A 26,827-nucleotide genomic window follows, 5' to 3' on the forward strand; every position below is an offset into this window, starting at 1 on the left:
CCTTGTCGCCGATGGTCTTGATCGCCGTCACGGCTCGTGACAGCGATGCTGTGATGACGATCCCGCCAAGGGACGCAAGGCGACCAAAAGGGAGAAACCCATGCCCAGCCAGGACACCGTCCGGATCGAACGCGATGGTCCGGTGACCATCGTCACGATCAACCGCCCCGAACGCCGCAACGCCGTCGACGGCGCCACCGCCAAGAAGCTGTACGACGCCTTCCTGGCGTTCGATGCCGACGAGACCGCGTCGGTGGCGGTGTTCACCGGTGCGGGCGGCACGTTCTGCGCCGGGGCCGATCTGAAAGCGGTGGCGGCGGGCGATGCCGAAAAGAAGCGCGAGATCGCCGGCCATAACACGCTGGCGCCGATGGGCCCGAGCCGGCTGCGGCTGTCCAAGTCGGTGATCGCCGCGGTCGAAGGCTTTGCGGTCGCCGGTGGCCTCGAGCTGGCGTTGTGGGCCGATATGCGCGTGGTCGCCGAAGACGCGACCTTCGGGGTGTACTGCCGCCGCTTCGGCGTGCCGCTGATCGACCTCGGCACCATCCGGCTGCCGCGGCTGATCGGTCACTCCCAGGCGATGGATCTGATTCTCACCGGCCGTCCGGTGGCGGCCGACGAAGCGCACCGCATCGGGCTCGCCAACCGCCTGGTGCCGCGCGGCGAGGCGCTGGCGCGCGCGATCGAACTCGCCAAACAGATCGCACAATTCCCGCAGACCTGCCTGCGCGCCGACCGGCTGTCGGCTCTGCAGCAGTGGGATCTGCCGGAAGAAGACGCGATCATGAACGAGATGCGCGGCGGGCTGAAAGTGATCCAATCCGGCGAAACCCTGTCCGGCGCAACGCGGTTTGCGCAGGGCGAAGGGCGCCACGGAGCGTTCGGCAAGCCGGCTCTATGATCAGGCGCGGCGAGCAGGCTGGGGCTGGTAGATCACATCGCGGTGTGGCGGCCGCGTTGATCTGCGCTGCGCTGTCGTTCGCCGCCTCCTCCGTCCGCGCCGATTGCTACGACCGCGACCGCAGCGGCCATCAGACGCGTTTTCGTCTGGCGGCCGCAGAGGCGATCGACCAGCGCACCGGGCTGATCTGGCAGCGCTGCTCGGTGGGCAACAGTTGGAGCGGCAACGCCGGCTGCAAAGGAGCGGTCAGCTATCTCGGCCTCGATCAGGCGATCGCGGCGGCGGGCCGTGCTGGCGACGGCTGGCGCGTGCCGTCGGGCGCGGAGCTCGAGAGTCTCGTCGATAGCGATTGCGGCAGCCCGGTGGTCGATACCACGGTGTTTCCCGACATCGTGCCGACCGAGGAGGGCCTCGCCAAATACTGGACCGTCACGCCGTACGGCATGCTCGATCTGTACTGGAATTTCGACTTCGTCGACGGCCATCCGGACAGCAACAGCCGGGGCATCCGCCTCGCCGTGCGGCTGGTGCGCTCGGCCGGTCCCGACACCAAGCCGAAGGCGGACTAGAGCATCTCTGCTTTTGACAGAATCAGGACCGAACTTCCTAGCGGTCGCAGCTTGTAGAGCCTCATGGTGAGGAGGCGCGAGGCGCCGTCTCGAACCATGCGCCGCAGGCGATGTGGCTCCTCATCCTTCGAGACGCCCGGCTTGCCGGGCTCCTCAGGATGAGGACTTCGGACGCTTGGCAAAGGCCAAATCCACTTCAATCAATTGATGAAGCGCTCTAAGCCCCGCCAGCGGTCTCAAATCAGCCTCAGCCCCTTGAGGCTGGCGTGACCGTTCTTGCCGACGATGATGTGGTCGTGCACCGCGATGCCGAGCGGCTCGGCGATCGTCATGATCGACTTGGTCATCTGGATATCAGCCTGTGACGGCGTCGGATCGCCCGACGGGTGATTGTGCACCATGATCACCGCGGTGGCCGACAGTTCGAGGCCGCGTTTGACGATCTCGCGCGGGTACACCGGCGTGTGGTCGACGGTGCCGACCTGTTGCAGTTCGTCGGCGATCAGCTGGTTGCGTTTGTCGAGAAACAGGATTCGGAACTGCTCCTTGTCGGCGAACGCCATGGTGGTGCGGCAATAGTCGATCACCGCCGACCATGACGACAGCACGGTGCGCTGCTTCACCTGCCCCTTGGTCACCCGCGCCGCCGCAGCCGCGATCAGTCCGATCTCGATGATGGCGGCGTCGCCGACCCCGCTGACTTCGCGCAGCCGTTCGGCCGGCGCATGCACCGCCTCGGCGAACGAACCAAACCGGGCGATCAGCTCTTTCGCGATTGGTTTGACGTCGCGGCGCGGCAGCGCCCGGAACAGCACCAGCTCGAGCAGCTCGTAGTCGGACAGCGCGTCGGCGCCGGCGTCGCGAAACCGTTCACGCAGCCGCTCCCGATGGCCATGATAATGCGGCGCTTCGGCAAATCCGGCTAAATGCAATCGCTCGGCGTTGTCTGTCGGCATGTCCACGGCCGCGCAGGTCTGGTTCCGGACAACCATGCCGTGCCGCGCGGCTTTTGCAACCCGAATTCGGCTCTGGTTCTCGGCGCTGAACAGAGTTCCTGGCGCTAGTCGGCGCTGGGCAGCCGGCGCATGGTGAATTCGATGGTGTCGTCCGGCAATTCCCGCCAGCTCTCGACGCTGCTCATATAGGCGGCCTTCGGCCACGCCTCGAGAAACGCCTTCGCCTTGGCGCGGGCGGCCGGGCGGGGCAGCACGAAGGTCTCGCGCAGAAAGCCGTCGGCCGGCTTGCTGCGCCGCGCCATCCGCGTCGCAAGATCGCGCGGCAAATCCCGGGGACGATCGATCATGGCGGCGGCTCCGCTGCTCCTCGACAGCAAGATAGTCGGTCGCGGGAACGAATCCGAGTCCTTCCGGCTTTGAGTCCGGTTCGAGTAGCAGTGGAGTATGCGTCATGGCCCCCCGCGCCAATTGGAAGGGCTTTCTCAGGTTGTCTCTGGTGACCTGCCCGGTAGCGCTCTACCCGGCCACATCGGATTCCGAAAAAATCAGCTTCAACCAGATCAACCGCGCCACAGGGCATCGGATCAAATACCTGAAGGTCGATGCCGAGACCGGCGACGAGGTGCCGTCCGACGAGATCATGAAGGGCTACAAGGTCGATACCGACAGCTACATCGAGGTCACCAAGGATGAGCTCGACAACATCGCGCTGGAGTCGACCCGCACCATCGAAATCGATCAGTTCGTGCCGCGGTCCGAAATCGACGATCTGTATCTGGTGCGCCCGTATTACCTGGTGCCGGACGGCAAGGTCGGTCACGACGCCTATGCGGTGATCCGCGAAACCATCCGCAGCATGGACAAGGTGGCGCTGGCGCGCGTGGTGCTGACCAATCGCGAGCACGTCATCGCGTTGGAAGCGCGCGACAAGGGCCTGGTCGGAATGCTGCTGCGCTACCCTTACGAGGTGCGCGAGGCCGGCGATTACTTCGACGACATCCAGGACGTGAAGATCACCAAGGATATGCTCGACCTCGCCAAACATATCGTCGAGCAGAAGTCCGGCCACTTCCAGCCCGATCTGTTCGAAGATCACTACGAGAGCGCCCTCACCGAACTGATCAACAGCAAGATGGCCGGGCAGCCGATCAAGCCGCAGGCCCGCCCGCGCGGCGACAACGTCGTCGACCTGATGGACGCGCTGCGCAGGAGCCTCGGCGACGCGAAATCGGCGCCGGCGGCCAAGAAGTCAGCCTCATCCGAACCTGCGGAGAAGTCTGCCCTCGCCAAGCCCGCCCGCGCCAAGAAGCGCAAGACCGCGCCTGGGCAAAAGGAAATGCTGCTGCCGATCGCAGGTAGCGGCACCGGCAAGGCGAAGGAAGAACCGGCGAAGGCAAAGAAGCCCGCGCGGAGCGCGGCGGGGCCTAAAGCCCGGAAGGCCGGTTAGTGCAACACGACCTCAAGGCCCGCGTCCCCTCACCCCACCCCTCTCCCGCAAGCGGGAGAGGGAGCGCGCCGTGCGTGGGGCCAGGACTGTGGCTTGGCGAGAGAGCCGTAGATTGTGGAGCGGACTTGGCTGGGAAAAGGACAGCGGACTACCACTCTGCGTCCGCTCGAAGTGTATTACTTAACCCCCCCAGGCAGCCTGCTCCCTCTCCCGCTTGCGGGAGAGGGTCGGGGTGAGGACGACGCGAGCACTGAGCTGGCTCTTGAGCGGGGGCCGGCGTAGGGAGCTTTTGCCGACGCTACGGCGGCTGCGCGATGGACGCGCTCAGCTCTGGAACGGCGGCTTGTCGAGGCCCTTGGGCGAAGCCGTGAAAATCTCGCAGCCGTCTTCGGTGACGCCGATCGAGTGTTCGAACTGCGCCGACAGCGAGCGGTCGCGGGTGACCGCGGTCCAGCCGTCGGACAGGATCTTCACGTACGGCTTGCCGAGATTGATCATCGGCTCGATGGTGAAGAACATGCCGGGCTTCAGCACCGCGCCCTGCCCGGGGCTGCCGACGTGGATGATGTTCGGCTCGTCGTGGAACAGCCGGCCGAGGCCATGGCCGCAGAAGTCGCGCACCACGCTCATCTGCTGCGGTTCGACGAAACTCTGAATGGCGTGGCCGATGTCGCCGGTGGTGGCGCCCGGCTTGACCGCCGCGATGCCGCGCAGCAGCGACTCGTAGGTGACGTCGATCAGCCGCTCGGCTTTGCGGGCGATCGGACCCACCGGATACATCCGGCTGGAGTCGCCGTACCAGCCGTCGACGATCATGGTGACGTCGACATTGACGATGTCGCCTTCCTTCAGCGGCCGGTCGCCCGGCATGCCGTGGCAGACGACGTGATTCAGCGAGGTGCAGGTCGAGTAGCGGTAGCCGCGGTACATCAGCGTCGCCGGATAGGCGCCATGGCTGAAGGCGAATTCGCGAACGAAGTCGTCGATCTTCGAGGTCGGAACGCCCGGCTTGACGATGTCGACCAATTCGTCGAGGCAGCGCGCCACCAATTGGCCGGCCTTGCGCATGCCGGCGAAGCCGGCCGGGCCGTGCAGCTTGATCTGCCCGGTCTTGCGCTGGGCGGTTTCGGTGGCGTCGACGTAGCTCATGCGGACCAGTCTTTTGAAGATGCGGTGATTTGAGCCCAATCTAGTGATCGCGGCCCGCCGCAGCAAGCGCGCGCGCCGGCCGTCTGGGTCGCCGGCCGGACATGGCCGCTGCCGAAGGCTATCGGCCGCAATGCTCTCTTGGCGACGCAATCCGGCGACGTTAAGGATGCGGCAGCGTTCCGTCATCCAATCGCAGAGAGGCAATGGAGTCCCTCGACTCGGTCAGCATCGCCATTCTGCTCGGCTCCGTCCTGGTGATGGCGGGGATTCTGTCGAGCCTGCTGGCGCTGCGGTTCGGCGCGCCGCTGCTGCTGGTGTTCCTGGTCATCGGCATTCTGGCCGGCGAGTCCGGCCCGGGCGGCCTCAACTTCAACGATCTCGGCACCACCTACCTCGTCGGCTCCGTGGCGCTGGCGCTGATCCTGTTCGACGGCGGCCTCAAAACGCGATTCTCCAGCATCAAGGCGGTGCTGGCGCCGTCGATGGGACTGGCCACGGTCGGCGTGCTGCTGACCGCGCTGGTGACCGCGCCGGTGGCCCGCTACGCGCTCGATCTGAGCTGGGTCGAAGCGCTGCTGGCCGGCGCGGTGGTCGCCTCGACCGATGCGGCGGCGGTGTTCCTGCTGGTGCATGCCCAGGGGCTGCGGCTGCGCCCCCGCGTCGGCGCGACCCTGGAGGTCGAATCCGGCACCAACGATCCGTTCGCGGTGTTCCTTACCCTGATGCTGGTGGAGCTGATCACCCGCGGCGAAAGCTCGATCCTGCATGTGCTGATCGAGTTCGTCCGCGAGGCGGCGCTCGGCGCGGTGATCGGCGTGGTCGGCGGCCGCGTCGTGGTGATGGCGCTCAATCGCGTGGCGCTGCCGCAGGGCCTTCACGCGCCGTTCGTGACCACCGCGGCGCTGGTGGTATTCGGCGCCGCGCAGATGTCGCATGCCTCAGGATTTCTCGCCGTCTATCTCGCCGGCATGATCATCGGCAATCAGCCGACCCGCGCGCATAATTCGGTGGTGGCGTTTCTCGACGCCGCGACCTGGCTGGCGCAGATCGTGATGTTCGTGCTGCTCGGCCTGTTGGTGTCGCCGCAGCGGCTGATGGACAGTATCGGCCCTGCGGTGGTGATCGCGTTGGCCTTGATGCTGGTGGCGCGGCCGCTCGCGGTGTTCATCTGTTTGGCGCCGTTCCGCTTCAACTGGCGGGAGCGGCTGTTCATCGCCTGGGTCGGCCTGCGCGGCGCGGTCGCGATCTTCCTGGCGTCGATCCCGATGCTGGTCGGGCTGTCGAAGGCGTACATCTATTTCGACGTCGCCTTCGTGGTGGTGCTGATCTCGCTGATGCTGCAGGGCTGGACGCTGGCGCCGGCGGCCCGCAAGCTGCACGTCGCGTTGCCGCGCACCGATCGCGGGCCGCGGCGCATTGAACTCGATCTGCCCGGCCAGCTCGAACAGCAGCTCGTCGGTTATGCGGTGCGGCCGAAAAGCCTGTACCTCAAACGCGGCCTGATCCCGTCGTGGTCGAAGCCGACGCTGGTGATCCGCGACGAGCGCATTCTCACGCCGGAGGAAGCCGATCCGGTCGCGCCCGGCGACTACGTTTACCTGCTGGCGCCGCCCGAAAAGGCAGCCGCGCTCGACCGCTTCTTCGTCGATATGCCGCCGTCGACCGCGCCCGATCCGCATCTGCTCGGCGACTTCATCGTGCCGGGAGAGACCTCGCTCGGCGATCTTGCGGCCGCTTACGGCGTCAGCGTGCCGGCCGGCCAGGAAGCGCTGACGCTGGCGGATTACTTCGACATCTATCTCGACCAGGCCCCGATGGTCGGCGCGACGCTGCCGCTGGACTCGATCGTGCTGGTGGCGCGCAGCCTCGGCGGCGGCCGCGTCAACGTCGTCGGCCTGCGGCTGCCGGAGGAAGAAGACGAGGCGCCGCCGCCGACCCGGCTCACCAAACTGAAGTCCAAGCTGTCGGACGTCTGGTCGGCGCTCGCGGGCGTGTAGCGCGTGGTCTCTCCGGGCTGATCAGTCCGGCTTCCTGTCGGGGGCGTTCAGCACCGCCCGGCATTCGGCCGGCAGCTCGGACAGCGTCAATTGGTGCCGCGGCGGGGGCGGCTTCAGCGGCGGCTTCGGATGCAGCACCGCATCGCTGAACCAGTAGGCGAAATCGGAGGCGCCACAGCCTTCGCCGGGCGGCGGTTCGGCCTGCGACTCGCAGCCGTCGATCCCGGCCGGGCAGCGCAGCCGGATGTGGAAGTGGTAATCGTGGCCGTACATCGGCCGCACCTTGTGCAGCCAGCTGCGGTCGCCCTTGGCCTCGCGGCACAGCGCCTTCTTGATCGCGGCGTTGACGAAGATGCGGTCCACCTCCGGCTCCAGCGCCGCGGCCCGGATCACCTTCCAATGCGTCGGCGTCCAGGCCGACGGCTCGATGTCGAGCCGGTCGCTGCGGACCATCATCACCGCCGACATCTCTTCGCGCTCATTTCGCGACAGCAGCCGGTTCGGCATCGGCGTCAGCCAGATGTCGGCATCGAGCCCGACCTGGTGGCTGGCGTGGCCGGTCAGCATCGGCCCGCCGCGCGGCTGCGACATGTCGCCGATCAGGATGCCGTTCCAGCCGGCCTGCTCGCGTGCCTTGTCGGCGACGCGCTCGATCAGCCGCACGGTGGCGGGAAGCGCCCACGCCCGGTTGCGCGACAGGCGCATCACCTGCCACGTCGGACCGTTGGTCGGTATTGAGGCGCCGCCGGCCATGCAGCCCTTGGCGTAGAAGCCGATCGGGCGGGGCTGTTGCGCGGTTGGGCGCAGCTTGCGGGCGAACAGCTCGCGCGCGGCGAGGTTGGGATCGTTGGGATGCGCGAGCGGCGGCAGCGGTTTGGGGTCGAGGGTGCCTTTGTCCTGGGCCATCGCGGCCGGGACGAACAACATCATCGCAGCCAGGACACTGGCGAGCCGGACCGGAGCAGCAAGAATCGCGCGGCGCATACGATCACTATACCGCACGCGCGCCTGATCTCGACTGGGTTGGGCTCGGGGCTGTGGCTTGGCGGAGATGATTTCGCGCTAATTCGCCTGTCTTTAAGCCGGCGCTAACCTTGCTGGAGTCTGGCGCAATTTGCAGCGCCGGGTGGGCAATCGCTCACCGCGTGGGCAATGCCGGGCCGGAGTCCCCGGAAAGACGGTCGAATCCCTGTGCTGGAGGTTATTCGGCACCGCCTCGAGCTGGCAAATTGCCTGTCCCACGAGCACGCCGGGCCCGGCTGTTAACCCTTCCAGCCTGCGACATCCCTGCCGTTATACAATTTTTTCAGACACTTATTGCACAACCAGGGCGTCATTTGCGTGGTGGTGATGCGTGGTGAGTCCGCAAGTCCGGCTGAAGAAAAAGAAGACGGCTCGAATCCGTCCGTCTGCCGGCAGCGCTAAGCCGCGCCGCAGCACGCTGCCCGGCCCCAAGCTGTCGTCGAAACCGCGGCGGATGGCGCGGCCGGCGGACGTCGCCGAAGGCGAGCGCGCGGTCGCAGCCGCGCTCGAGGAAGCGCGGCGCTCGCACGCCCGGCTGCGTGAGGCGATCGACATCCTGCCCCAGGGCATCGTTTTTCTCGATCCCGATGGCCGCTACATCCTTTGGAACAAGCGCTACGCCGAAATCTACAAGGCCAGTGCCGATCAGTTCGAGCCCGGTGCGCGGATCCAGGACACCATGCGCATCGGCATCGCGCGCGGCGACTATCCGGAGGCCGAGGGCCGCGAGGAGGAATGGATTGCCGAGCGGCTGCAGCGGATGTTCAATCCGGGCTCCAGCCACGAGCAGGTGCTGGCCGACGGCCGCTGCATCCAGATCGAAGAGCGGACCACCTCCGACGGTGGCATCATCGGCCTGCGCGTCGACATCACCGAGCTGAAGCAGCGCGAAGCTTCGTTCCGGCTGATGTTCGAAAGCAATCCGGTGCCGATGATCGTTTGTCAGCTCAATGACGAGCGCATCCTCGCCGTCAACGACGCCGCGGTCGAACACTACGGCTACTCGCCGTCCGAATTCGCCTCGCTGACGATCCGCCGCCTTCAGGCATTCGAGACCGAGCTGCCCTGGACCGGCAATCACACCCACGAAGAACGCACCGCGCGGACCTGGAAGCACGTCAAGGCCGACGGCTCGCTGATCGATCTGGCGATCTACTCACGCCAGCTCACCTATAATGGCGAGCCCGCGGTGCTGCTGGCGCTGATGGACATCACCGAGCGCAAGCGCGCCGAGATGCGGCTCGCCTTTATGGCGCATCACGACGGGCTCACCGGGCTGCCGAACCGCAATTCGCTGCGCAAGCGGCTCGACGAGCTGCTGATCCAGACCCGGCGCACCGGGGAGAAGATCGCGGTGCTGTTCGTCGGCATCGACAATTTCAAGGCCGTCAACGACACGCTCGGCCACGCGGTCGGCGACAAGCTGCTGCGTGGCGTCGCCCGCCGGCTACGCTCGACGCTGCGCGAGGAAGATCCGCTGGCGCGTCTCAACTCCGACGAATTCGCCGTGATCCAGACCGGCATCAAGCGGCCCGAGGACATTGTGCTGCTCGCCAAGCGGCTGCTGCACGCGATCGCCGAGCCCTATCTGCTGCAGGGTCATTCGGTGGTGGTCGGCGCCAGCATCGGCATCGCGGTGGCGCCCGGCGACGGCGACGATTCCGAAAAACTGCTGATGAACGCCGACATGGCGCTGTCGCGCGCCAAGAAGGACACCCGCGGTACCTTCAGCTTCTTCGAAGTCGGAATGGACGCGCGTGCCCAGGCGAGGCGCAAGATCGAGACTGATCTGCGCGCAGCGCTGCAGCACGAAGTGCTGCGCCCGTACTATCAGCCGCTGGTCCGTCTCGCCGACGGCCGCATCACCGGCAGCGAAGCGCTGGTGCGCTGGCCGCATCCGGAGCGCGGCATGATCTCGCCGGCCGAGTTCATTCCGGTCGCCGAAGACACCGGCCTGATCAACGCCATCGGCGCGCAGATCCTGCGCTCCGCCTGCATGGACGCCGCGCGCTGGCCGGACGATGTCCGCGTCGCCGTCAACCTGTCGCCGTTGCAATTCCGGGTCGGCAATCTGCTCTCGGTGGTGATGGATGCGTTGAAGCAGTCCGGCCTGCCGCCGCGTCGGCTGGAGCTCGAGATCACCGAAACGCTGCTGCTGGAAAAGAGCAGCCAGGTGCTGGCGACGCTGCATGCGCTGCGCGCCCTTGGGGTGCGGATCTCGATGGACGATTTCGGCACCGGCTATTCGTCGCTGAGTTATTTGCGCAGCTTCCCGTTCGACAAGATCAAGATCGATCAGTCGTTCGTTCGCGGGCTGTGCGACAATCGCGAATCCCAGGCGATCGTGCGTTCGATCATCAGCCTCGGCAACGGCCTCGGTGTCACCATCACGGCCGAGGGCGTCGAAAGCGAGGCGGAGCTGAGCTGGCTGCGCGCCGAAGGCTGCCAGGAAGCGCAGGGCTTCCTGTTCAGCCAGGCCCGTCCCAACGCCGAAATCACCGGGCTGCTCGACCTGCAGCAGAGCGGCGTTTCCGCCGGTGCAGAGTTTGCGATGGGGGACGCGCGGGTGGCTTAAGTCCCGCGCTGTCTGCTACTTGGCCTCGGCGCCGAGGCCCAGCGCGTCGGCCATCACCCGGAACACGTCGGTGTTCTCCAGCGAACCGCGAACCCGCTCGCTGCCGGGGCCGGCGGCGGTCAGGATCACGTCCTCGCCGGAGTGCACGCTGGCATTCATCATCGCCGGCAGATTGCCGATGCGCAGCACCGCGCCGGGCACGCCTTTGTACTTGTCGTTGGCCTTGAAGGTGCCGGGCTTGTCGCCCGCCTCGGTCGGCTGGTTCGGGCCGTCGAGCTTCGGCCGCAGCGTCTCGTAGTGATCCGGCAGGCTGGCGGAGAAGATTGCGATGCGACGGCTGACATCGACGCGCTCCGGATAGCCGTCTGCATCGGGCGCCGGATAGTTCGGAAAGCCGGCGCGCTCGTACACGCCGATCCGCTCGCGCAGCGGCACCTCGTCGCCCTCGGCAAGATCGTCGCGCACGGTGCCGACCAGCGCGTTGGGATGGTTGTGATCGGCCACTACCAGGATCAGCGTGTCGTCGCCGCGGGCCTTGGCCCAGTCGCGCGTCTGGCGCACCGCGTTGTCGAGCATGATGGTGTCGTAGACGGCACGCTCCATGTCGAGTGCATGGGCGTATTTGTCGATCAGGCCGGATTCGACCATCAGGAAGAAACCTGCGTCGTTCTTCGACAACACGTCGAGCGCGACCGCGACCTGCTGGGTCAGATCGGGCTGGTCCGGGTTCTTGGCGACCCCGCCACCTTTGAGGAAGCGGCGGTCGAGCACGCCGTCCATGTTGCCGGGCGCGAACAGGCCGAGCAGTTTTCGCGGGCCGGTCTTGCTCGCCGCGTCGAGGTCGGTCGCGTTGGTGGCAACCGCGTAGCCGGCGTCTCGGAATTTCGCCAGATAATCGATATCGTCCTTGCGCTTGCCGTTCGCGGCTTTCGGCAGAAAGTAAGCCGCGCCGCCGCCCATCAGCACGTCGGGCTGAGCGGCGTAGAACTGCGCAACGATGTCGTCATAGGCGGCGCGGCGGCGGGTGTGGGCGATCACCGCGGCGGGCGTCGCATCTTCCACTTCGGTGTTGGTGACGATGCCGATCGACAGCCCGAGCTTGCGCTTGGCCAGCGACGCCAGCGTCTCGACCTTGGGGTCGTCGAGCGGGTCGGGGGTGCGGTCGGCATAGACCCCCATCGCGTTGACGGCGGCCTTGTGGCCGGTCGCATAGGCGCTGGCCGCATTGGCCGAGTCGGTGATGATCGAGTCGCTGCCCGCGGTCGACACCAGCGCCATCTGCGGCATGTCGTCGATCGCCAGCTTGCCGCCCGCGCGACCCTCCTGAATGCCTTTCGAGAGCAGTCGCGCCGCCGCCCGATGCGCCGGCGACAGCCCGTCGCCGACAAACAGGATCACGTTCTTGGCCCGGCGCGGCCCGCTGTCGTACACGGTCCAGCTCACGCTGCGGCGCGTAGCGCCGTCGCCGGCCTCGATGCTGTAACGACCGGGTTTGTTAAGCGTGACGTCGCGGAGCAGCAGTGCGGACCGGGGTTGTCCCGCCTCTTGCGCGATCAGCTCCGGGGCTTTGCCGAAAACGGTCGCGGCGTCAGCACCATTGATGATGAGGCTGGCTTTGTCCGCGGCGACTTCGCCGGCGAACTCGACCTTGAGGTCGAACTTGGCGCCGGCCAGAATCTCGGCGCGGTCGATCGGATAAATAGTCTGGGCCGAAGCGGCCGAAACGAACATCAGCGACGCAAACGCCGTCGCGACAACATGCCTGGTCATCATCACGGTCCTGATTGATGCGCGGGACCGTATGAGCGGCAAATGACGGCTGGATGACGCCGCGCCGCGCCGTCATTCCGGGGCGCGCTCAGCGCGAACCCGGAATCCCGACCTGTTCTGCGTCCGACCGCCGGGTGCCCCCGAACCTCGGGATTCCGGGTTCGCTCACTTCCGTGAGCGCCCCGGAATGACCGTGAAAGGTCCTCAGCCCTTGTCGTTTTCCAGCTGCGGGATCGGGGTGCCTTCGCCGGACGACAGCAGGCCGGTCTTGGCGTAGAGGCCGAGCTTGGCGCGGGTGTCGGTGATGTCGAGGTTGCGCATGGTGAGCTGGCCGATCCGGTCCGCCGGCGTGAACGGCGCGTCCTCGACTTTCTCCATGCTCAGCCGCTCCGGCGCATAGGTCAGGTTCGGGCTGACGGTGTTGAGGATCGAGTAGTCGTTGCCGCGGCGCAGCTCCAGCGTCACCTCGCCGGTGACGGCGCGCGCCACCCAGCGCTGCGCGGTCTCGCGCAGCATCAGGGCCTGCGAGTCGAACCAGCGGCCCTGATACAAGAGCCGGCCAAGCTTCATGCCGTTGATGCGGTACTGCTCGATGGTGTCTTCGTTGTGGATGCCGGTGACCAGCCGCTCATAGGCGATGTGCAGCAGCGCCATGCCGGGCGCTTCGTAGATGCCGCGGCTCTTGGCTTCGATGATGCGGTTTTCGATCTGGTCGCTCATGCCGAGGCCATGGCGGCCGCCAATGGCATTGGCTTCGTAGAACATCGCGACCGGATCAGTGAAGGTCTGGCCATTGAGCGCGACCGGCTGGCCTTCCTCGAACCGCACCGTGACTGCCTCGGCCTTGACCGTGCAGTCGTCCCGCCAGAACGGCACGCCCATGATCGGGTTGACGATCTTGATGCCCGAGTCGAGGTGTTCGAGATCCTTGGCCTCGTGGGTGGCGCCGAGCAGGTTGCTGTCGGTCGAATACGCCTTCTCGGCGCTCATCTTGTAGGCGAAGCCGTGCGAGGTCATGAACGCCGACATCTCGGCACGGCCGCCGAGTTCGTCGATGAACTGCTGGTCGAGCCAGGGCTTGTAGATCCGCAACGCAGGGTTGGTCAGCAGGCCGTAGCGGTAGAACCGCTCGATGTCGTTGCCCTTGTAGGTCGAGCCGTCGCCCCAGATGTTGACGCCGTCTTCCTTCATCGCCGACACCAGCATGGTGCCGGTCACGGCGCGGCCGAGCGGGGTGGTGTTGAAGTACGCGATGCCGCCGGTCGAGACGTGGAAGGCGCCGGCCTGGATCGCCGCGATGCCTTCGTGCACCAGCTGGGTGCGGCAATCGACCAGCCGGGCCTTCTCGGCGCCGAACTCCATCGCCTTGCGCGGGATTGCGTCGTAGTCCGCCTCGTCGGGCTGGCCGAGGTTCGCGGTGTAGGCGAACACCCGAGCGCCCTTCTGCTTCATCCACAGCAGCGCCGCGCTGGTATCGAGACCCCCTGAGAAAGCGATGCCGACGTTTTCGCCCTTGGGCAGGCTTTTCAAGATCGTAGTCATTGGAAGTCCCAATCGGTTGAAGCAGTTGCGGTTGCTGCGCGCATATCAAACTTCGCGGCCAGCGGCACGCGTTTAATCGCGGCGGGGCTGCGGATGCGGCTCAGGCGGCCGGCGCCGGGCCGATGTCCTGGCCGCGCCATTTCTTCAGCCTTAGCCGGTACAGCGGCCAGAACGCCCGGGTCAGCGCCGCGTCGATCGCCTCGTCCGAGGTCCGGCTCCAGGCCCAGCGGTAGATCAGTGCGTAAAGCAGCCAGATCACCAGGAAGGTGACGAGACCGGCGATCGCGACGTCCGTGAAGAAATGCCCGCCGAATGCCATCCGCAGGCCGCTGGTGACGGTGCCGAAGGTGAAGGCCGCCGCATAGGCGTAAGGACGCACCGCCGGCGGGGTCAGCGCGGCGGGCGCGAAGGTCCAATAGGCGGTGGCGCCCTCGCCGGAGAAGAACGAGCAGTTCTTCGGGCAGGCGCCGGAATTGTCCCACCACGCCTTGAACTGCCACGGGCCGTTGAATTCGGTCACCGCAGCCGGCCGCGGCCGGCCCCAATGGCTCTTGAAGGTCATGTTGGTGAGGACGCCGGCCGACAGCGTGATGCTGATCAGCAGAAACGCGACCGTGCGGCCCGGCATCACCAGCGGCCGGTCCGGGCGGATCATCTTGTAGACCAGCGCGAAGATCGACGGCGCCGCGATCGCCCAGGCGATCCACATCGCAAAATCGCGGGCGAATTCGAGATCCGGCATCGCGCGCATCGGGAAGGTCTTAGCGGCCGTGTCGTAGAACAGGCCGGCCAGCCACAGGTCGAGGCTCGGAAACAGACCGAACGTCAGCCCGATGCCGGCGAACAGCGCCAGCGCGATGAGAAGTCCGTTGCGGTTCATGGGGCGCGGTTTACCGGAGGCGGTGCGGGTTGGGAAGGCGGCAAGGGCGCGCGCCGGCGGGGCGGATCGCGCCAGGCACCGGCGTTGCGGCCGGCGACCAGCCAATACACCATGCCGCCGACGATGCCGGCCCCGGTCATGATTTCGAGGTGGCGGCGGATGATGCCGTCGAAATGCAGGGTCGCCGGATCGAACGGCACCAGACCGAGATAGCATGCGACCCCGACCAGCGCGCCGCCGATCGCATAGGCCAGCGCGCTTCGGATCGAGAACGCCTCGGTGATCAGCATCACCACCAGCGCCGGCAGCAGCGCAAAGCCGGACACGAAGATGAAGCCGAAGCCCATCACGATGTTCAGCGCATCGGTGTCGATCGGTCCGTCGGCGATCTGGCTGAGCTCCGGAAACAGCAGCATCCCGACCACCACCAGGCCGGCGGCGATCGAGGCGAACAGAAAGCCGATCGCGATCACGAACAGACGGCCGAGCAATGCCATTAGTCGAGTGCTCCGGAAGCTTGCTGAGCTGTCATCCGCGCCCTTGTGTTGTTGTCGAGTTCGGCGCGGATCGCACCGATCAGCGGGTGCACCGCGGTGTGCTTGGTGCCGTAATCGAGATTGAACGCGTAGTCGAAGTCGGCCGGGTTGAGACCCTGCGTGTGCTGCAGGATGGTTTCCAGCTTATCGAGCCCCTTGGCGAGCCGCCCTTCCGGCGAGGCTCCGGTCTCGTAGTCGTGCCACAGAGCCAGAATCTCGCCGCGGCGCCGATCATCGAGCGGCTGCGTCAGAGTTTCGATATCGGCGCGCTCACGTGCGGCTCTGTCGTCGCCTTCCACTTGTGCGACCGCCGGCACATCGCCGTGCAGGGCTTCACCGAGGTCGTGGACGATACAGATCTTCAAGAGGCGCGCGATATCGATATTGCCGAGCCCGTCGGCGAGCAGCATTGCCATCAGGCACAGACGCCAAGTGTGTTCGGCGGTGCTCTCGGGGCGGCCGGTGGACGTGTACCCGCTGCGGATCACGCTTTTGAGCCGCTCGGCTTCCCGCAGGAAGGCGAGCACGCCCTTGATCTCGTCGGCGGGCAGCATGGATCAGTCCGTCATCGCCATCGCGCGCAGCGCGTTGCGTTCGCGCACCGACAGCTTTTCGGTCTCGGACTTGAGCTGACCGCAGGCGGCCAGAATGTCGCGGCCGCGCGGGGTGCGCACCGGCGACGAGTAGCCGGCGTTGAAGATGTATTCCGAGAACTTCTCGATCTGGTCCCAGTCCGAGCACTCGTATTTCGAGCCGGGCCACGGATTGAACGGGATCAGATTGATCTTCGCCGGAATGCCCTTGAGCAGCTGCACCAAGCGACGCGCATCGTCGAGCGAGTCGTTGACGCCCTTCAGCATCACATATTCGAAGGTGATGCGGCGGGCGTTGGATGCGCCCGGATAGTCGCGGCAGGCCTGCAGCAATTCCTTCAGTGCATACTTGCGGTTCAGCGGCACCAGCTCGTCGCGGAGTTCGTCGCGCACCGCGTGCAGCGAGATCGCCAGCATCACGCCGATCTCGTCGCCGGTGCGCTTGATGTTCGGCACCACGCCGGAGGTCGACAGCGTGATCCGCCGCCGCGAGATGCCGATGCCTTCGTTGTCCGAGACGATCAGCAGCGCGTCGCGTACCGCGTCGAAATTGTAGAGCGGCTCGCCCATCCCCATCATCACGATGTTGGTGATCAGGCGATTGCCGTTCGGGGTCTCGCGGTCGATCCAGTCACCGAGCCGGTCGCGCGCCACCATCACCTGGCCGACGATCTCGCCGGCGGTGAGGTTGCGCACCAGGCGCTGGGTGCCGGTGTGGCAGAATGCGCAATTCAGGGTGCAGCCGACCTGGCTGGAGACGCACAGCGTGCCGCGGTCGGTCTCCGGGATATAGACGCACTCGACCTCGTGGGCCTTCTGGCCGTCGCCGCCGCTCGGCAGCCGCAGCAGCCATTTGCGGGTGCCGTCGGCCGAAATCTGCTCGGCCACCACTTCGGGCCGGTCGACCGTGAAATGCTCCGCCAGCGTGGCCCGCATCTCCTTGGACACATTGGTCATTTCGGAGAAGTCGCGGGCGCCCCGGACATAGATCCAATGCCAGAGCTGCTGCGCCCGCATCTTGCGCTGGGGCGGCGCCACGCCGACTTCGCCGAGCCGGTCGCACAATTGCGCCCGCGACAGCCCGATCAGCGACGGCTTGGCCGGCGGCACATAGGTTTCCAGCGGGGTCTTCTCGACCAGGGCCGAGGCGGCAGAAGGCGTCATCGCATCACGTTCAGGTTGGTGGCCGGCCATCCGCGGCGGGCGTGCAGAGCGGGGCACAAGCCGCCGGTCGCCATGCATATAAGAACCCGCCGCCCGGTTGTCGCCGGCTGGCGGGTCGTCTGTACCGGAATGCTTTACCGAACGGGGCGGCCGGCCTCAATAGCGGCGGCCCGCGGAGCGGGCTCTCAGCTGCCGCAGGCCTGCGCCACCTTGTCGAGCGCCTGGGCCAGCCCCTTCAGCGAAAACACGTCGGTGCTGGCGGTTCCCTTGGCGGAGACGCCCTTGACGGTGATCTCGGCGCCGCGGCGCATCGCCTCGACCAGGCGTTCTTCCTCGGCGGCGTTCTTGATCCAGATGCCGTCGCCCTGGGTGTACATCGCGAACGAGCTGCCGGCGACCTCGATGGCCGATTCCGAGCCCGGCTTCAGCGGATAGCCGACCATCACCGAGACCTCGTTGACCACCTTTTCGGACGGCCGGGTCGAGATGAACGCATAGGCCGGATCGCGCGGCCGGTTCGGCGGGGTGGTCTTGGAGGAGGACGGCTTGGCCAGCGCGAAGCACACCTTCTTGCCGCCGGGCGCCGCCGTATAGGCGCCCCAGCTGCCGAACTGGCCGATCAGCGTCGGCTCCGCGCCGCCCGAGGCAGCCGCCGGCGTCGCGGCCGGTTTGCCCTTGGCTTCGCGCGCCACCGCAGCGTTGCCCGCCGCAACCATCAATGAACCCGCCAACGCGGCAATCAGCATTCGCCTCATGATCATGGGCAAGTCTGGTCCCTCATCATTGTGACTGCAAAATGGCTCGCGGGGGTCCGCTGATCACGACGCCCGGAATAGCCGGGACGGTCGATTCTGGAAAGCCGTCAGCGGACGTTGCTCACCGCCGATGTGGCCTCGGCATGTAGCTGGCGTACCTTCAGGATTTGGTGCGTCCGGCCCGGTGCGCGGCCCATTGCTGATCGCTCCATTGCAGCAGGTCCTCGGCGCCTGAGCTGCGCAGATGGGTGCCGCCGTCCTGCACCACCATCTCGCCGGTGATGTAGCCGGCCTGATCGGAGATCAGGAAGCTCGCCAAGTTAGCAAGCTCGTCGTGGCGGCCGACGCGGCCGAGCGGCACCCGGTCCGCTGGATCGGCGGCGCATCCGTCCGGCCTGAGCTGCGCGGTCGCACCCGCGGTCGGAAAGGCACCGGGCGCGATCGCCACCAGCCGAATCTGTTTCGGCCCCCACTCCACCGCGAGGCTTTTGGTCATCGCCAGCACCGCCGACTTCGCCATCGCGGACGGCACCGTGAAGGCGCGGCCGGTGATCGTCGACGTCGACAGGATGCTGAGCACGACGCCCGCGCGGCCGCCGTCGATCCAGCGCCGGCCGGCGCCGAGCGTGCAGTACATCGCGCCGTGCAGCGTCGGTGCCAGGATCGCGTCCGCGGCGCGCGCCGACATTCGCTCGGTCTGCGCGATAAAGGTTGCGGCGGCATTGTTGATCAGCACGTCGAGCGGCGCTGCGCGCCAGATCTCGCCGAGCATGGTTTCGACCGCTTGCGGATCGCGCACGTCGCACACGATGGTGTCGACTTGGCTGCCGCGTGACCGGAGTTGCTCCGCGGTCTCGTGCAGCACCTCGGCGCGTCGTCCGCACAGCACCAGCGACGCACCGAGTTCGGCAAAGCGTGCCGCCATCGCAGCACCGAGTCCGGAACCACCGCCGGTAATCAGAATCCGTTTGTTCGCGAGCAGACCGGCCTCGAACATCGCGCGCCTCCTTGATTAACCGCGAAGCGGAATTCGTGCGGAATTAGTCCCGCATGAAGCGTCATGCCCGGACTTGATCCGGGCATCCATCATCTTTCGAGAACGGATGGATTGCCGGGTCAAGCCCGGCAATGACGATACGGCTGGGCGCGCGGGCCGAATCCGATTGTCCCTCGCGTGCAAATCCGGCAGAACGGCAGGCAATCACAAACCTCGCACCTGGGTGGATACATGAAGGCCATTCTCTGCCAGCAATATTGCGGTCCCGACGATCTCGTTTACGCCGACGTGCCCGATCCGGTCGCCGGCCCCGGTGAAGCGGTGATCGCGATCAAGGCGGCGGCGCTGAATTTCTTCGACATCCTGATGATCCAGGGCAAGTACCAGATTAAGCCGCCGTTCCCGTTCTCGCCGGGCGCGGAAGTCGCGGGCGTGATCGAAAGCGTCGGCGAAGGCGTCACCGATCTCAAGGTCGGCGATCGCGTGGTGGCGTCGTGCGGTCACAATGGTGCGCGCGAGAAGATCGCGCTGCCGGCGCAGATGATCGTCAAGATTCCCGACAATCTCGATTTCGATCGCGCTGCCGGCATCATCATCATCTACGGCACCGCGCTGCATGCGTTGGAAGACCGCGCCAGCCCGAAACCGGGTGAGACGCTCGCGGTGCTCGGCGCCGCCGGCGGCACCGGCCTTGCGGCGTGTGAGCTCGGCAAGCTGATGGGTCTCAAAGTGATCGCCTGCGCCTCGTCGGAGGAGAAGCTGGCGTTCGCCAAGCAGCACGGCGCCGAGCTGACGCTGAACTACGCGACCGAAGATCTGAAAGAGGGTCTGAAGAAGCTGACCGGCGGCAAGGGCGTCGACATCATCTTCGATCCGGTCGGGGGGACGTACGCCGAGGCCGCGTTGCGCTCGATCGCCTGGGAGGGCCGCTTCCTGGTGATCGGCTTTGCGGCCGGCGACATTCCGAAGATGCCGCTCAACCTCGCGCTACTGAAGGGCTGCGATATTCGCGGCGTGTTCTGGGGCGCGTGGACGCGGCTCAACCCGGAGAAGAACCGCGCCAATCTCGAGAAGCTGGTGCAGTGGGCGGCCGAGGGCAAGATCTCCTCGCACGTCGATCGCACCTTCCCGCTCGCCCAAACCGCCGACGCCCTGAAGGTGCTCGCCGGCCGCCAGGCGATGGGCAAGGTGATCCTGCATCCGTGAGAATGCTGTATCGAAGGGTGGGTTACGCGTTGCGCGCTAACCCACCCTTCGATTGACCGCGTTACGCCGGTATCAACTCCGGCCTCGTAGCCGCGGCTGGCTCGCTGGCGACCGGTCGCGTGCGCGCCAGCAGCCCAGGTAACAACGCTTCGGCGGCTTCGGCGCCCGATATCACCACGGCCTCGATGCCCGCGCCGATATTGCCGCCGCCGGCGATGACCAGATTACACAGCGGCGATTTCGAGCCTTTGAGCTGGCCGGCGCGCGACATGCCGTAGATCGACCCGAAGCTGGCTCCATCGTAGCGCGCGTAGGTCACCGGGCTGGCGTCGGTGCGGTACACGATGTGCTGCGACAGGTTCGGGATCACGGTTTCGGCCGCCGCGATCATGCGGTCGCCGAGTTCCTGCTTGCGGCACAGATAAGCCTCCGACCGCCGCCAGGATTTCCAATCGTGTTCGGGCTCTGGCGGAAACCAGCTTCTCGCCTCCTCGTGCGGCACCAGATGAATCAGCGACAGGATCGAGTGCCCGGCCGGCGCGGCCGTCGGGTCGAGCTTCGACATCATCGCCAGCCCGATCCGCATCGGCGCGTGCAGATGCACCGACGGGCGGATGTCCGGCACGCAGTCGAGCCCGAGATGCACGCTGAAGCAGGAATTCGCCGGCGCCGCCTCGGTGATCCAGCGGCGGGCGTCTCGTGGCAGCGCCTCGGCCGGGACCAGGTCGAGCAGTGTGTGCTTCAAGTCCGCGTTGGAGATCACCGCGCGGGCCCGCACTGCCCTGCCGTTGCCGAGCACCACGCCGGCAGCCGCGTTGTTCTCGGTCAGGATGCGCGCCACCGGCGTCTTGAGCTTCACCTCGCCGCCGCGCGCCTCGATCGCCGCGACCAATGCGTCGGAGACCACGGTCGAGCCGCCGCGCGGATAGTAGCCGCCGTGGAAGTAATAGCCGAAGATCGGCACCATCCGGGCGCAGGTCGGCGGCTCGCTGCCGTCGCCGATATAGCCGGCAAGGCCGTTGATGAACGCCACCGCCGCGGGATCCTGGACATGCGTCGCGACCAGGTCGGCGAACGGCCGGTTCATCCAGCGATAGGCGTGCGGGTGATTGCGCGGAAACGCCAACAGCTCATCGATGCTCGACGGCATCCCGGGTACGCCGCCGCGGCCGGCAGCGGTCGCGAACATGTCGTCGAAGATCGCCTTGATCTCGTCGAACAGCGCCGCGAGGCCGGCTGCGCTGCTGGGAAATCGCTCGCCGAGCAGCCTGACGTAGTCGCGCCAGTCCGGCGGCACGTCGATCGCACCGGCCTCAGTGTGGAAACTGTGCGTGACCCGCTCCCAAATGATGCGGTCGGCGACGCCGAGGCGCTGCAGCAGCGTGGCGAAGGGCCCGCCCGGCTGCACGCCGGAGAAATCGTGCGGGCCGGCGTCGAACCGGTACAGCACCGGCCGGCCCTGATGATGCGCCTTGCGCAAATAAGTGTGGCAATAGCCGCCGGCGACGACGTGCTGCTCGAACACTTGAACTTTCAGTCCGGCGTTGGCGAGCAGCGCCGCCGCCGTCAGGCCGCCGATGCCTGATCCGATGATGACGACGTCGCAGTCCTGCCCCTCGGACGGCGTGAACGACGGTGCCGGCCAGCGGTAGCTTTCCCGCGATGCCGCCATCCGGTTCAAGATCAGGTGAATGGCCAGCTTCGGTCCGAAGATCGAGATTACCGCGCCGACGCTGACGATCGCGGTGATCACCTCGCCCGGCGCGGCGACATAGCGGCAGGCGGCGATCGCGGCGAACAGCACCGCCCAGAGACCGGTGATCGCGGCATTGACCAGGAAGAACTGCGGCGTCTCGGCGTTGTCCGGATGGGCAGCACGCGAATAGTCGGACGTCCACGGCCGTCGGGCCGCCAGGCTGAGCGCGCTGACCACTGCCAGCCCCGCAAACGACAGCCAGAGTGCGTTGGCGGCCGCGGTCGCCGGATCGATCAGGTGCAGGGCCGCGAGGCCCGCAAAAAGCACCAGGCCGCCGGCTTCGAGCACGAACAGCTCGCGCCGATAGGCCCGCCAGGCATTGCCCGCGAGCGACAGTGCGAGGCCTGACCACATCGCCATGGCTGGCTGATGCAGCGCCAGCAACGCCCAGAACACCGCAAACGGAACCAGAACCAGTTTCACCGTCAGGAAGGTCTTCATGCTGCCTCCGGGCTCAGGTCCGCCAAACACCGGCTTTGACGTCGGCCCTGCTTGCGGTACCATTGGGTACCAGAACTTATCACATCTGGTACCGTTTGGTACCGGAAACTGTGCGCCAATTGGATCGATCGCTAAGCCATGGAAAAACAACAACAAGCAGCGGACGATGCGCGGCGCGCCGCGATCCTGCAGGCCGCCTTCGATGTTTTCGTCGCGAAGGGGTTCGAGGCGGCGACCACCGCCGAGATCGTCCGCCGGGCTCGCACCTCGAAGCGGACGCTGTACGAGTTCTTCGCCAGCAAGCAGGAGATTCTGACGGCGCTGATCCGCTATGGCGCCGCCAAGATGCAGCCGTCGCCGGAGCTCCCGGAGCCGCAAAACCGGCAGCAGTTTCTCGTCGTGCTGGAGCAGTTCGGCCGGATCTTCCTGAGCGAGCTCTTACATCCCGAGCGGACCGCGATGTATCGGCTGGCGATCGCCGAGGCGGGGCGCGGCGCCGGCTCGGTCGCGCGCGAGTTGGAAGCCAGCGGCCGGGCGCCGGTGACACAGGCCGCGACCCGGTTCTTCGAGCAAGCTGCGGATCGCGGCATCATCCGCTGCGATGAGGTCGCGACGCTGATCAGCGTGTTCTTCTCAGTGCTGATCGGGATCGCGCCGCTGCAGGCCCTGCTCGGCGAGCCGCCGATCAGCACGGACGCGATGGCGCAACGTGCCACGCTCGCCACGCGGGTTTTGGCGCGGATGCTGGAGCCGGCTTAAAGAAATTCGCAGGGGCGCCGTTACGCTTCTTCTTCGAGCCCGCGCTGCATCGCGGCGCGCGCGGCTTCGCGATGTTCCGGCGTGATGTTGCTCGCGACCATCCGTAGCGCGGTGGCGAGGATCGCTGCGTCGTCGGTGAAGCCGAGCACCGGCAGGATGTCGGGCAGAAAATCGAACGGCAGGATGAAGTAAGCGATCGCGCCCAGCAGCGCGATCTGGACGTGCCGCGGCGTCTGCCGGTCGAACGCGCAGTAATACGCGGCCAGAATGTCTTCGACGAACGGCAGCCGGACCGCGACGCTTTTGATCTTGCGCCAGAACCGCCGGCGCACCTGTTCCGGGTCCTGCGCCAAGCGGTCGGCAGGTTCGAACCCCACGCTGTGATCAGTCGTCATCGAAGCACTCCCGCGCGCGGCGGACAATTGATTGGTCCCGTCGGATTTGGTGATCGGCCGGCGTGCTCGCAAGACTGCGCCGTCACTTCGCGCCGCATTGCGCGGCGATCGCGTCCATCGCCTTGGCGAGCCGGATGTCCCGCTCGGTGACGCCGTCTGCATCATGAGTCGTCAGCACAACGTCCACCGTCCTGTAAACGTTGCGCCATTCGGGGTGATGATCGGATTTTTCGGCAACCAGCGCGACCCGCGTCATGAAACCGAACGCTTCGCCAAAATCCCGAAACTGATAGCTGCGGCCGATTGCCTCGCGGCCTTCCACCTGGCGCCAAGCGGTGAGGTCCGCGAGTGCAGTCCGTCGGTCGGCTTCAGATAATCGCTTCATCCGTTTGTCTCCATTGCGGGGCGCCCGTCGCCACCGCGCCACCATAATGCAGCCAAACCGCTCGGCTAGCGAAGCTAGCAGGCGGCGGAACCAGCGTCCGCTGGGAACTGCTGAACGGGACGGGTTCGGATCACGGATGAGCAGCACGCAGCGATTGTCACGGTTGGCGGACGGTTCCGACTCCATGGAGACGATGCTGCAGCCGTCTTTGCGCTCGCCCTGGCGCCGGATGCTGTTGGTCGTGCTGGCGACGATCCTGTCGCTGATCGGGATCGCCAGCGCGGGTTATTACTTCGCGATGCGGCCGGTCACCCTGAAGATCGCAGTCGGGCCGCAGGCCGGCGACGATTACAAGCTGATCCAGGCGCTCGCTCAAGTGTTTGCGCGCGAGCGTAATACCGTTCGGTTGCGGCCGGTGGTGACCGACGGTCCGGCCGCGAGCGCGTTGGCGTTGAAGTCCGGCACTGTCGATCTCGCGGTGATCCGCGGCGACCTGCCGGTTCCGAAGCAGGCCCAGTCGGTGGCGGTTCTGCATAAAAACGTCGCGGTGCTGTGGGCGCCTGCCGGCACTGAGCCGAAAGGCAAGCGCAAGGGCGGCAAGACCGCGGGCATCGCCGCCATCACCGATCTGACCGGCAAGCGGGTCGGCGTCGTCGGCCGCACCGAAGCCAACGCCGGTCTGCTCACCGTGATCCTGCAGCAATACGGCGTCGATCCGTCGAAAGTGCAGACGCTGGCGGTACCGGTGGCCGAAGTCGCCGACGCGGTCCGCACCGGCAAGGTCGATGCGCTGCTGGCTGCCGGTCCGCTCAACAGCAAGATTATCGGCGATGCGGTGGCGGCAACCGCTCACACCGGGCGCGAACCGGTGTTCCTGTCGATCGAATCCTCCGAAGCGCTGGCAGCCAATCACCCGTCCTACGAGGCGGCGTCGATTCCGGCCGGCGCGTTCGGCGGCGCACCGGCGCGGCCGGACAACGAGATCAAGACCGTCAGCTTCTCGCACTACATCGTGGCGCGCGAAGGCGCCTCCGACACCACGATCGCGACGTTCACCGAGCAATTGTTCACCGCCCGCCAGATCGTGATGGGCGAAGTGCCGCTCGCCGCGAAGATCGAAACGCCCGACACCGACAAGGATGCGGTGATTCCGGTGCAGCCGGGCGCCGCCGCCTATGTGGACGGCGAAGAGAAGAGCTTCCTCGATCGCTACAGCGACCTGATCTGGTTCTCGCTGATGGGATTGTCGCTGATGGGGTCGGCCGGCGCGTGGTTCGCCAGTTTCCTGCGCAAGGATGAGCGCACCAGCACGGCGTCGCAGCGCGAGCGGCTGCTCGACATGCTGGCGACCGCGCGGCGCTGCAGTTCGGCCGAAGAACTCGACGCGATGCAGACCGAAGCCGACGCGATCCTGCGCGACACGCTGACGGCCTACGAGAACGGTGCGATCGACAGCGCGGCGCTGACGGCGTTCAGCATCGCACTGGAGCAGTTCCACAACGCCGTCACCGACCGCAAGCTGCTGCTCGCCGACGTGACGTCGCTGCCCCCGGTGCGTGGCGCCCGGCCGCAGGCGGTGTAGCGCTCAGCGCACCAGCCGCCGCCAGCCGATCACCACGCCGCTGACCGAGATCACCAGGCCGGCGAGAGACAGCACGATCACCACCAGATCCCAGGCCGGCCGATACGCCAGCAGCACCGGGAAGTCGAAGCTGTGTGGCGCGTTGAACAGCCACCGATAGCTCCGCGCGCTGGTGTCGCTGCGCCCGAGCAGCTCACCGGTCGCGGGATCGAGGTGAAACCAGGTCGAAGCAGGATCGTCGAAGCCGACGCGGAGCACCGGCAGCACGCGCTGCCGATGGTGTTGGTACCAATAGGCGTCGTACCGTTCGAGCCGCTGCCGCAGCATCATCGTGGCGTCCGGGAGCAGCGTGGCTGCGGCGGCGATGATCGTTTCCTCGGACAGCCGTTTCGCCGTGCCGTCTTCAGGATCGGCGGCAGTCTGGCGGCCGTCACGGTGTCCCAGCAGCATCAGCGGCGTGCCGCCGATCCAGGCGAAGCGCGCTTCGACGACACCCGGAAGAAGCGTGGTGGGAAGCTTGGCATCGATCGTCGGAGCATCGTGGCCGGCATAGCGCTGCAGCATGTCGCGGCTCTCGCCGCGGCGGGCGAAAGCCTCGCCCGGGTTCATCGACAGCCAGCCCGAGAACATCCAGGTCAGCACGACTACGCCGCCGATCAGCCCGGTGATGTGGTGCCACGCCATCCAGCCGCGATACGGCGTGATCCGGCCCGATGCGTAGCGCCGCCGCAGGCCGGCGCGGAGCAGTCCGATCCAGATGCCGCTCGCTGCGACCGCCATCAAGATGCCAGAGACCCACAGCACCACCTGGCGCCATAGCGGCCCGTCCTGGCGCAGCACTGTGAAGTAGATCCAGTGCGGGATCGCGCCGAGCCAATTCCAGATCCGCTCCTGCCGCGTGGTATCGAGCACGATCTCGCCGCCGCGGGACGCCACATAGAGCTCTGTCCCGGCAGCGTCGCCGAGCCCGATCAGGTACAGCGGCCTGAACGAATCGTAGCGCGACGTCACGCTCCATTGGTCGCGATCGACCGTCTCGATCAGCCGCGGCGCGACTGCGGCCGGATGATGCCGCGCGATCCCCAGCGCCTGATCGGCGCTGACCTGGTCGACGTTGCGGCCGTCGACCGCCGAGACGGTGGTGCGCCGGCCGCTCCAGTCGAGCAGCCGGTACACCGGCTCGGTATCGAGCATCACCAGCCGCAGGTCGCGCGGATAGTGCGTCACGCCGGCCACCTGCATCGCCTGATCGGGCGACAGCGTGACGCGCTGCCAGGCGAGGTCGGGCAATGCTGCCCAGCGTTCTTCTTTGTCAAAATGCGGAAACGCGACGTACATCATCACCACGCCGGAGATGAACCACATTGCGAACAGCAGACATCCGGCAATGCCGAGCCAGCGGTGGCCGAGATACAGCCACCGCTTCGCGCGCCTGACGACGCTGGACAT

Annotated in this window: 24 protein-coding genes; 8 read left to right on the forward strand and 16 right to left on the reverse strand. The window is 66.5% G+C overall.

The window, feature by feature from the left end; all coding sequences use genetic code 11:
• Positions 1-100 precede the first annotated feature (100 nt).
• Together RPPS3_RS02010 and RPPS3_RS02015 are read left to right on the forward strand one after the other, a co-directional pair.
• A complete protein-coding gene (locus RPPS3_RS02010) occupies positions 101-901 on the forward strand; it encodes a crotonase/enoyl-CoA hydratase family protein (RefSeq protein WP_107342610.1) in 801 nt (266 codons plus the stop codon).
• Positions 902-945: 44 nt separating this feature from the next.
• Entirely contained in the window at positions 946-1,470 is a 525-nt protein-coding gene (locus RPPS3_RS02015; RefSeq protein WP_234820070.1) for a DUF1566 domain-containing protein, read from the forward strand.
• A 236-nt stretch (positions 1,471-1,706) separates the two neighbouring features.
• Here RPPS3_RS02015 and radC read toward each other — a convergent pair whose 3' ends face one another.
• Together radC and RPPS3_RS02025 are read right to left on the reverse strand one after the other, a co-directional pair.
• A complete protein-coding gene (radC, locus tag RPPS3_RS02020) occupies positions 1,707-2,426 on the reverse strand; it encodes a RadC family protein (protein ID WP_107346388.1) in 720 nt (239 codons plus the stop codon).
• Between the two features lie 104 nt (positions 2,427-2,530).
• Positions 2,531-2,773: a hypothetical protein gene (locus RPPS3_RS02025; protein WP_107342612.1), complete on the reverse strand. Its 243-nt coding sequence runs from the start codon at positions 2,771-2,773 to the stop codon at positions 2,531-2,533.
• A 104-nt stretch (positions 2,774-2,877) separates the two neighbouring features.
• Here RPPS3_RS02025 and RPPS3_RS02030 point away from each other — a divergent pair, with 104 nt between their 5' ends.
• Positions 2,878-3,873: a Ku protein gene (locus RPPS3_RS02030; protein ID WP_107342613.1), complete on the forward strand. Its 996-nt coding sequence runs from the start codon at positions 2,878-2,880 to the stop codon at positions 3,871-3,873.
• A gap of 324 nt (positions 3,874-4,197) precedes the next feature.
• Here the strand turns inward: RPPS3_RS02030 and map are convergent, their stop codons facing one another.
• Positions 4,198-5,022 carry a type I methionyl aminopeptidase gene (gene map, locus RPPS3_RS02035; RefSeq protein WP_107342614.1) on the reverse strand — a complete coding sequence of 275 codons (825 nt, stop codon included), beginning with the start codon at positions 5,020-5,022 and terminating at the stop codon, positions 4,198-4,200.
• 203 nt (positions 5,023-5,225) lie between these two features.
• Between map and RPPS3_RS02040 the strand changes: the two genes are divergently transcribed.
• Complete coding sequence (locus tag RPPS3_RS02040) at positions 5,226-7,019, forward strand: potassium/proton antiporter (protein WP_107342615.1); 1,794 nt, start codon at positions 5,226-5,228, stop codon at positions 7,017-7,019.
• A gap of 21 nt (positions 7,020-7,040) precedes the next feature.
• Here the strand turns inward: RPPS3_RS02040 and mepA are convergent, their stop codons facing one another.
• Entirely contained in the window at positions 7,041-8,003 is a 963-nt protein-coding gene (gene mepA / locus RPPS3_RS02045) for a penicillin-insensitive murein endopeptidase (RefSeq protein WP_107342616.1), read from the reverse strand.
• A gap of 493 nt (positions 8,004-8,496) precedes the next feature.
• Between mepA and RPPS3_RS02050 the strand changes: the two genes are divergently transcribed.
• On the forward strand, positions 8,497-10,617 hold the full coding sequence (locus RPPS3_RS02050; protein ID WP_234820264.1) for a putative bifunctional diguanylate cyclase/phosphodiesterase: 2,121 nt from the start codon (positions 8,497-8,499) through the stop codon (positions 10,615-10,617).
• A 15-nt stretch (positions 10,618-10,632) separates the two neighbouring features.
• Here the strand turns inward: RPPS3_RS02050 and RPPS3_RS02055 are convergent, their stop codons facing one another.
• The 8 genes from RPPS3_RS02055 to RPPS3_RS02090 all read right to left on the reverse strand — a co-directional run bounded on the left by RPPS3_RS02055 (position 10,633) and on the right by RPPS3_RS02090 (position 18,854).
• The gene (locus RPPS3_RS02055) at positions 10,633-12,390 is read right to left on the reverse strand and encodes an alkaline phosphatase (RefSeq protein WP_107342618.1); all 1,758 of its coding nucleotides are present in this window, start codon (positions 12,388-12,390) and stop codon (positions 10,633-10,635) included.
• Positions 12,391-12,591: 201 nt separating this feature from the next.
• Positions 12,592-13,929, reverse strand: coding sequence for an argininosuccinate synthase (gene argG, locus RPPS3_RS02060; protein WP_107342619.1), 1,338 nt, complete (start codon positions 13,927-13,929; stop codon positions 12,592-12,594).
• A 100-nt stretch (positions 13,930-14,029) separates the two neighbouring features.
• Positions 14,030-14,809 carry a phosphatase PAP2 family protein gene (locus RPPS3_RS02065; RefSeq protein WP_107342620.1) on the reverse strand — a complete coding sequence of 260 codons (780 nt, stop codon included), beginning with the start codon at positions 14,807-14,809 and terminating at the stop codon, positions 14,030-14,032.
• Positions 14,806-15,306 carry a hypothetical protein gene (locus tag RPPS3_RS02070; RefSeq protein ID WP_107342621.1) on the reverse strand — a complete coding sequence of 167 codons (501 nt, stop codon included), beginning with the start codon at positions 15,304-15,306 and terminating at the stop codon, positions 14,806-14,808. Before RPPS3_RS02070 ends, RPPS3_RS02065 begins: the two co-directional genes overlap by 4 nt.
• Positions 15,306-15,899: an HD domain-containing protein gene (locus tag RPPS3_RS02075; protein ID WP_107342622.1), complete on the reverse strand. Its 594-nt coding sequence runs from the start codon at positions 15,897-15,899 to the stop codon at positions 15,306-15,308. Before RPPS3_RS02075 ends, RPPS3_RS02070 begins: the two co-directional genes overlap by 1 nt.
• Positions 15,900-15,902: 3 nt before the next feature.
• Positions 15,903-17,102 carry a 23S rRNA (adenine(2503)-C(2))-methyltransferase RlmN gene (gene rlmN / locus RPPS3_RS02080; protein ID WP_107342623.1) on the reverse strand — a complete coding sequence of 400 codons (1,200 nt, stop codon included), beginning with the start codon at positions 17,100-17,102 and terminating at the stop codon, positions 15,903-15,905.
• A 185-nt stretch (positions 17,103-17,287) separates the two neighbouring features.
• Complete coding sequence (locus RPPS3_RS02085) at positions 17,288-17,863, reverse strand: invasion associated locus B family protein (RefSeq protein ID WP_107342624.1); 576 nt, start codon at positions 17,861-17,863, stop codon at positions 17,288-17,290.
• Between the two features lie 154 nt (positions 17,864-18,017).
• Positions 18,018-18,854 carry an SDR family oxidoreductase gene (locus RPPS3_RS02090; RefSeq protein WP_107342625.1) on the reverse strand — a complete coding sequence of 279 codons (837 nt, stop codon included), beginning with the start codon at positions 18,852-18,854 and terminating at the stop codon, positions 18,018-18,020.
• Between the two features lie 231 nt (positions 18,855-19,085).
• Here RPPS3_RS02090 and RPPS3_RS02095 point away from each other — a divergent pair, with 231 nt between their 5' ends.
• Entirely contained in the window at positions 19,086-20,060 is a 975-nt protein-coding gene (locus RPPS3_RS02095; protein WP_107342626.1) for an NADPH:quinone oxidoreductase family protein, read from the forward strand.
• Positions 20,061-20,121: 61 nt separating this feature from the next.
• On the opposite strand, the gene RPPS3_RS02100 is transcribed toward RPPS3_RS02095, so the two are convergent.
• Entirely contained in the window at positions 20,122-22,257 is a 2,136-nt protein-coding gene (locus RPPS3_RS02100) for a phytoene desaturase family protein (protein ID WP_107342627.1), read from the reverse strand.
• A 138-nt stretch (positions 22,258-22,395) separates the two neighbouring features.
• On the opposite strand from RPPS3_RS02100, the gene RPPS3_RS02105 reads away from it, so the two are divergent.
• Positions 22,396-23,016 (forward strand): TetR/AcrR family transcriptional regulator, encoded by a 621-nt coding sequence (locus RPPS3_RS02105; protein WP_107342628.1) that lies wholly within the window; start codon positions 22,396-22,398, stop codon positions 23,014-23,016.
• A gap of 20 nt (positions 23,017-23,036) precedes the next feature.
• Here RPPS3_RS02105 and RPPS3_RS02110 read toward each other — a convergent pair whose 3' ends face one another.
• Both RPPS3_RS02110 and RPPS3_RS02115 read right to left on the reverse strand, forming a co-directional pair.
• The gene (locus tag RPPS3_RS02110; RefSeq protein ID WP_107342629.1) at positions 23,037-23,411 is read right to left on the reverse strand and encodes a YkvA family protein; all 375 of its coding nucleotides are present in this window, start codon (positions 23,409-23,411) and stop codon (positions 23,037-23,039) included.
• Between the two features lie 82 nt (positions 23,412-23,493).
• Positions 23,494-23,841, reverse strand: coding sequence for a 4a-hydroxytetrahydrobiopterin dehydratase (locus RPPS3_RS02115; RefSeq protein ID WP_283812322.1), 348 nt, complete (start codon positions 23,839-23,841; stop codon positions 23,494-23,496).
• Between the two features lie 148 nt (positions 23,842-23,989).
• On the opposite strand from RPPS3_RS02115, the gene RPPS3_RS02120 reads away from it, so the two are divergent.
• Positions 23,990-25,378 carry a TAXI family TRAP transporter solute-binding subunit gene (locus tag RPPS3_RS02120; RefSeq protein ID WP_234820072.1) on the forward strand — a complete coding sequence of 463 codons (1,389 nt, stop codon included), beginning with the start codon at positions 23,990-23,992 and terminating at the stop codon, positions 25,376-25,378.
• Positions 25,379-25,381: 3 nt separating this feature from the next.
• On the opposite strand, the gene RPPS3_RS02125 is transcribed toward RPPS3_RS02120, so the two are convergent.
• Positions 25,382-26,827, reverse strand: a complete 1,446-nt coding sequence (locus RPPS3_RS02125; RefSeq protein WP_107342632.1) for a PepSY domain-containing protein — start codon at positions 26,825-26,827, stop codon at positions 25,382-25,384.

Origin of the sequence: Rhodopseudomonas palustris (assembly GCF_003031265.1) — a bacterium.
GTDB classification, from domain to species: domain Bacteria; phylum Pseudomonadota; class Alphaproteobacteria; order Rhizobiales; family Xanthobacteraceae; genus Rhodopseudomonas; species Rhodopseudomonas palustris_H.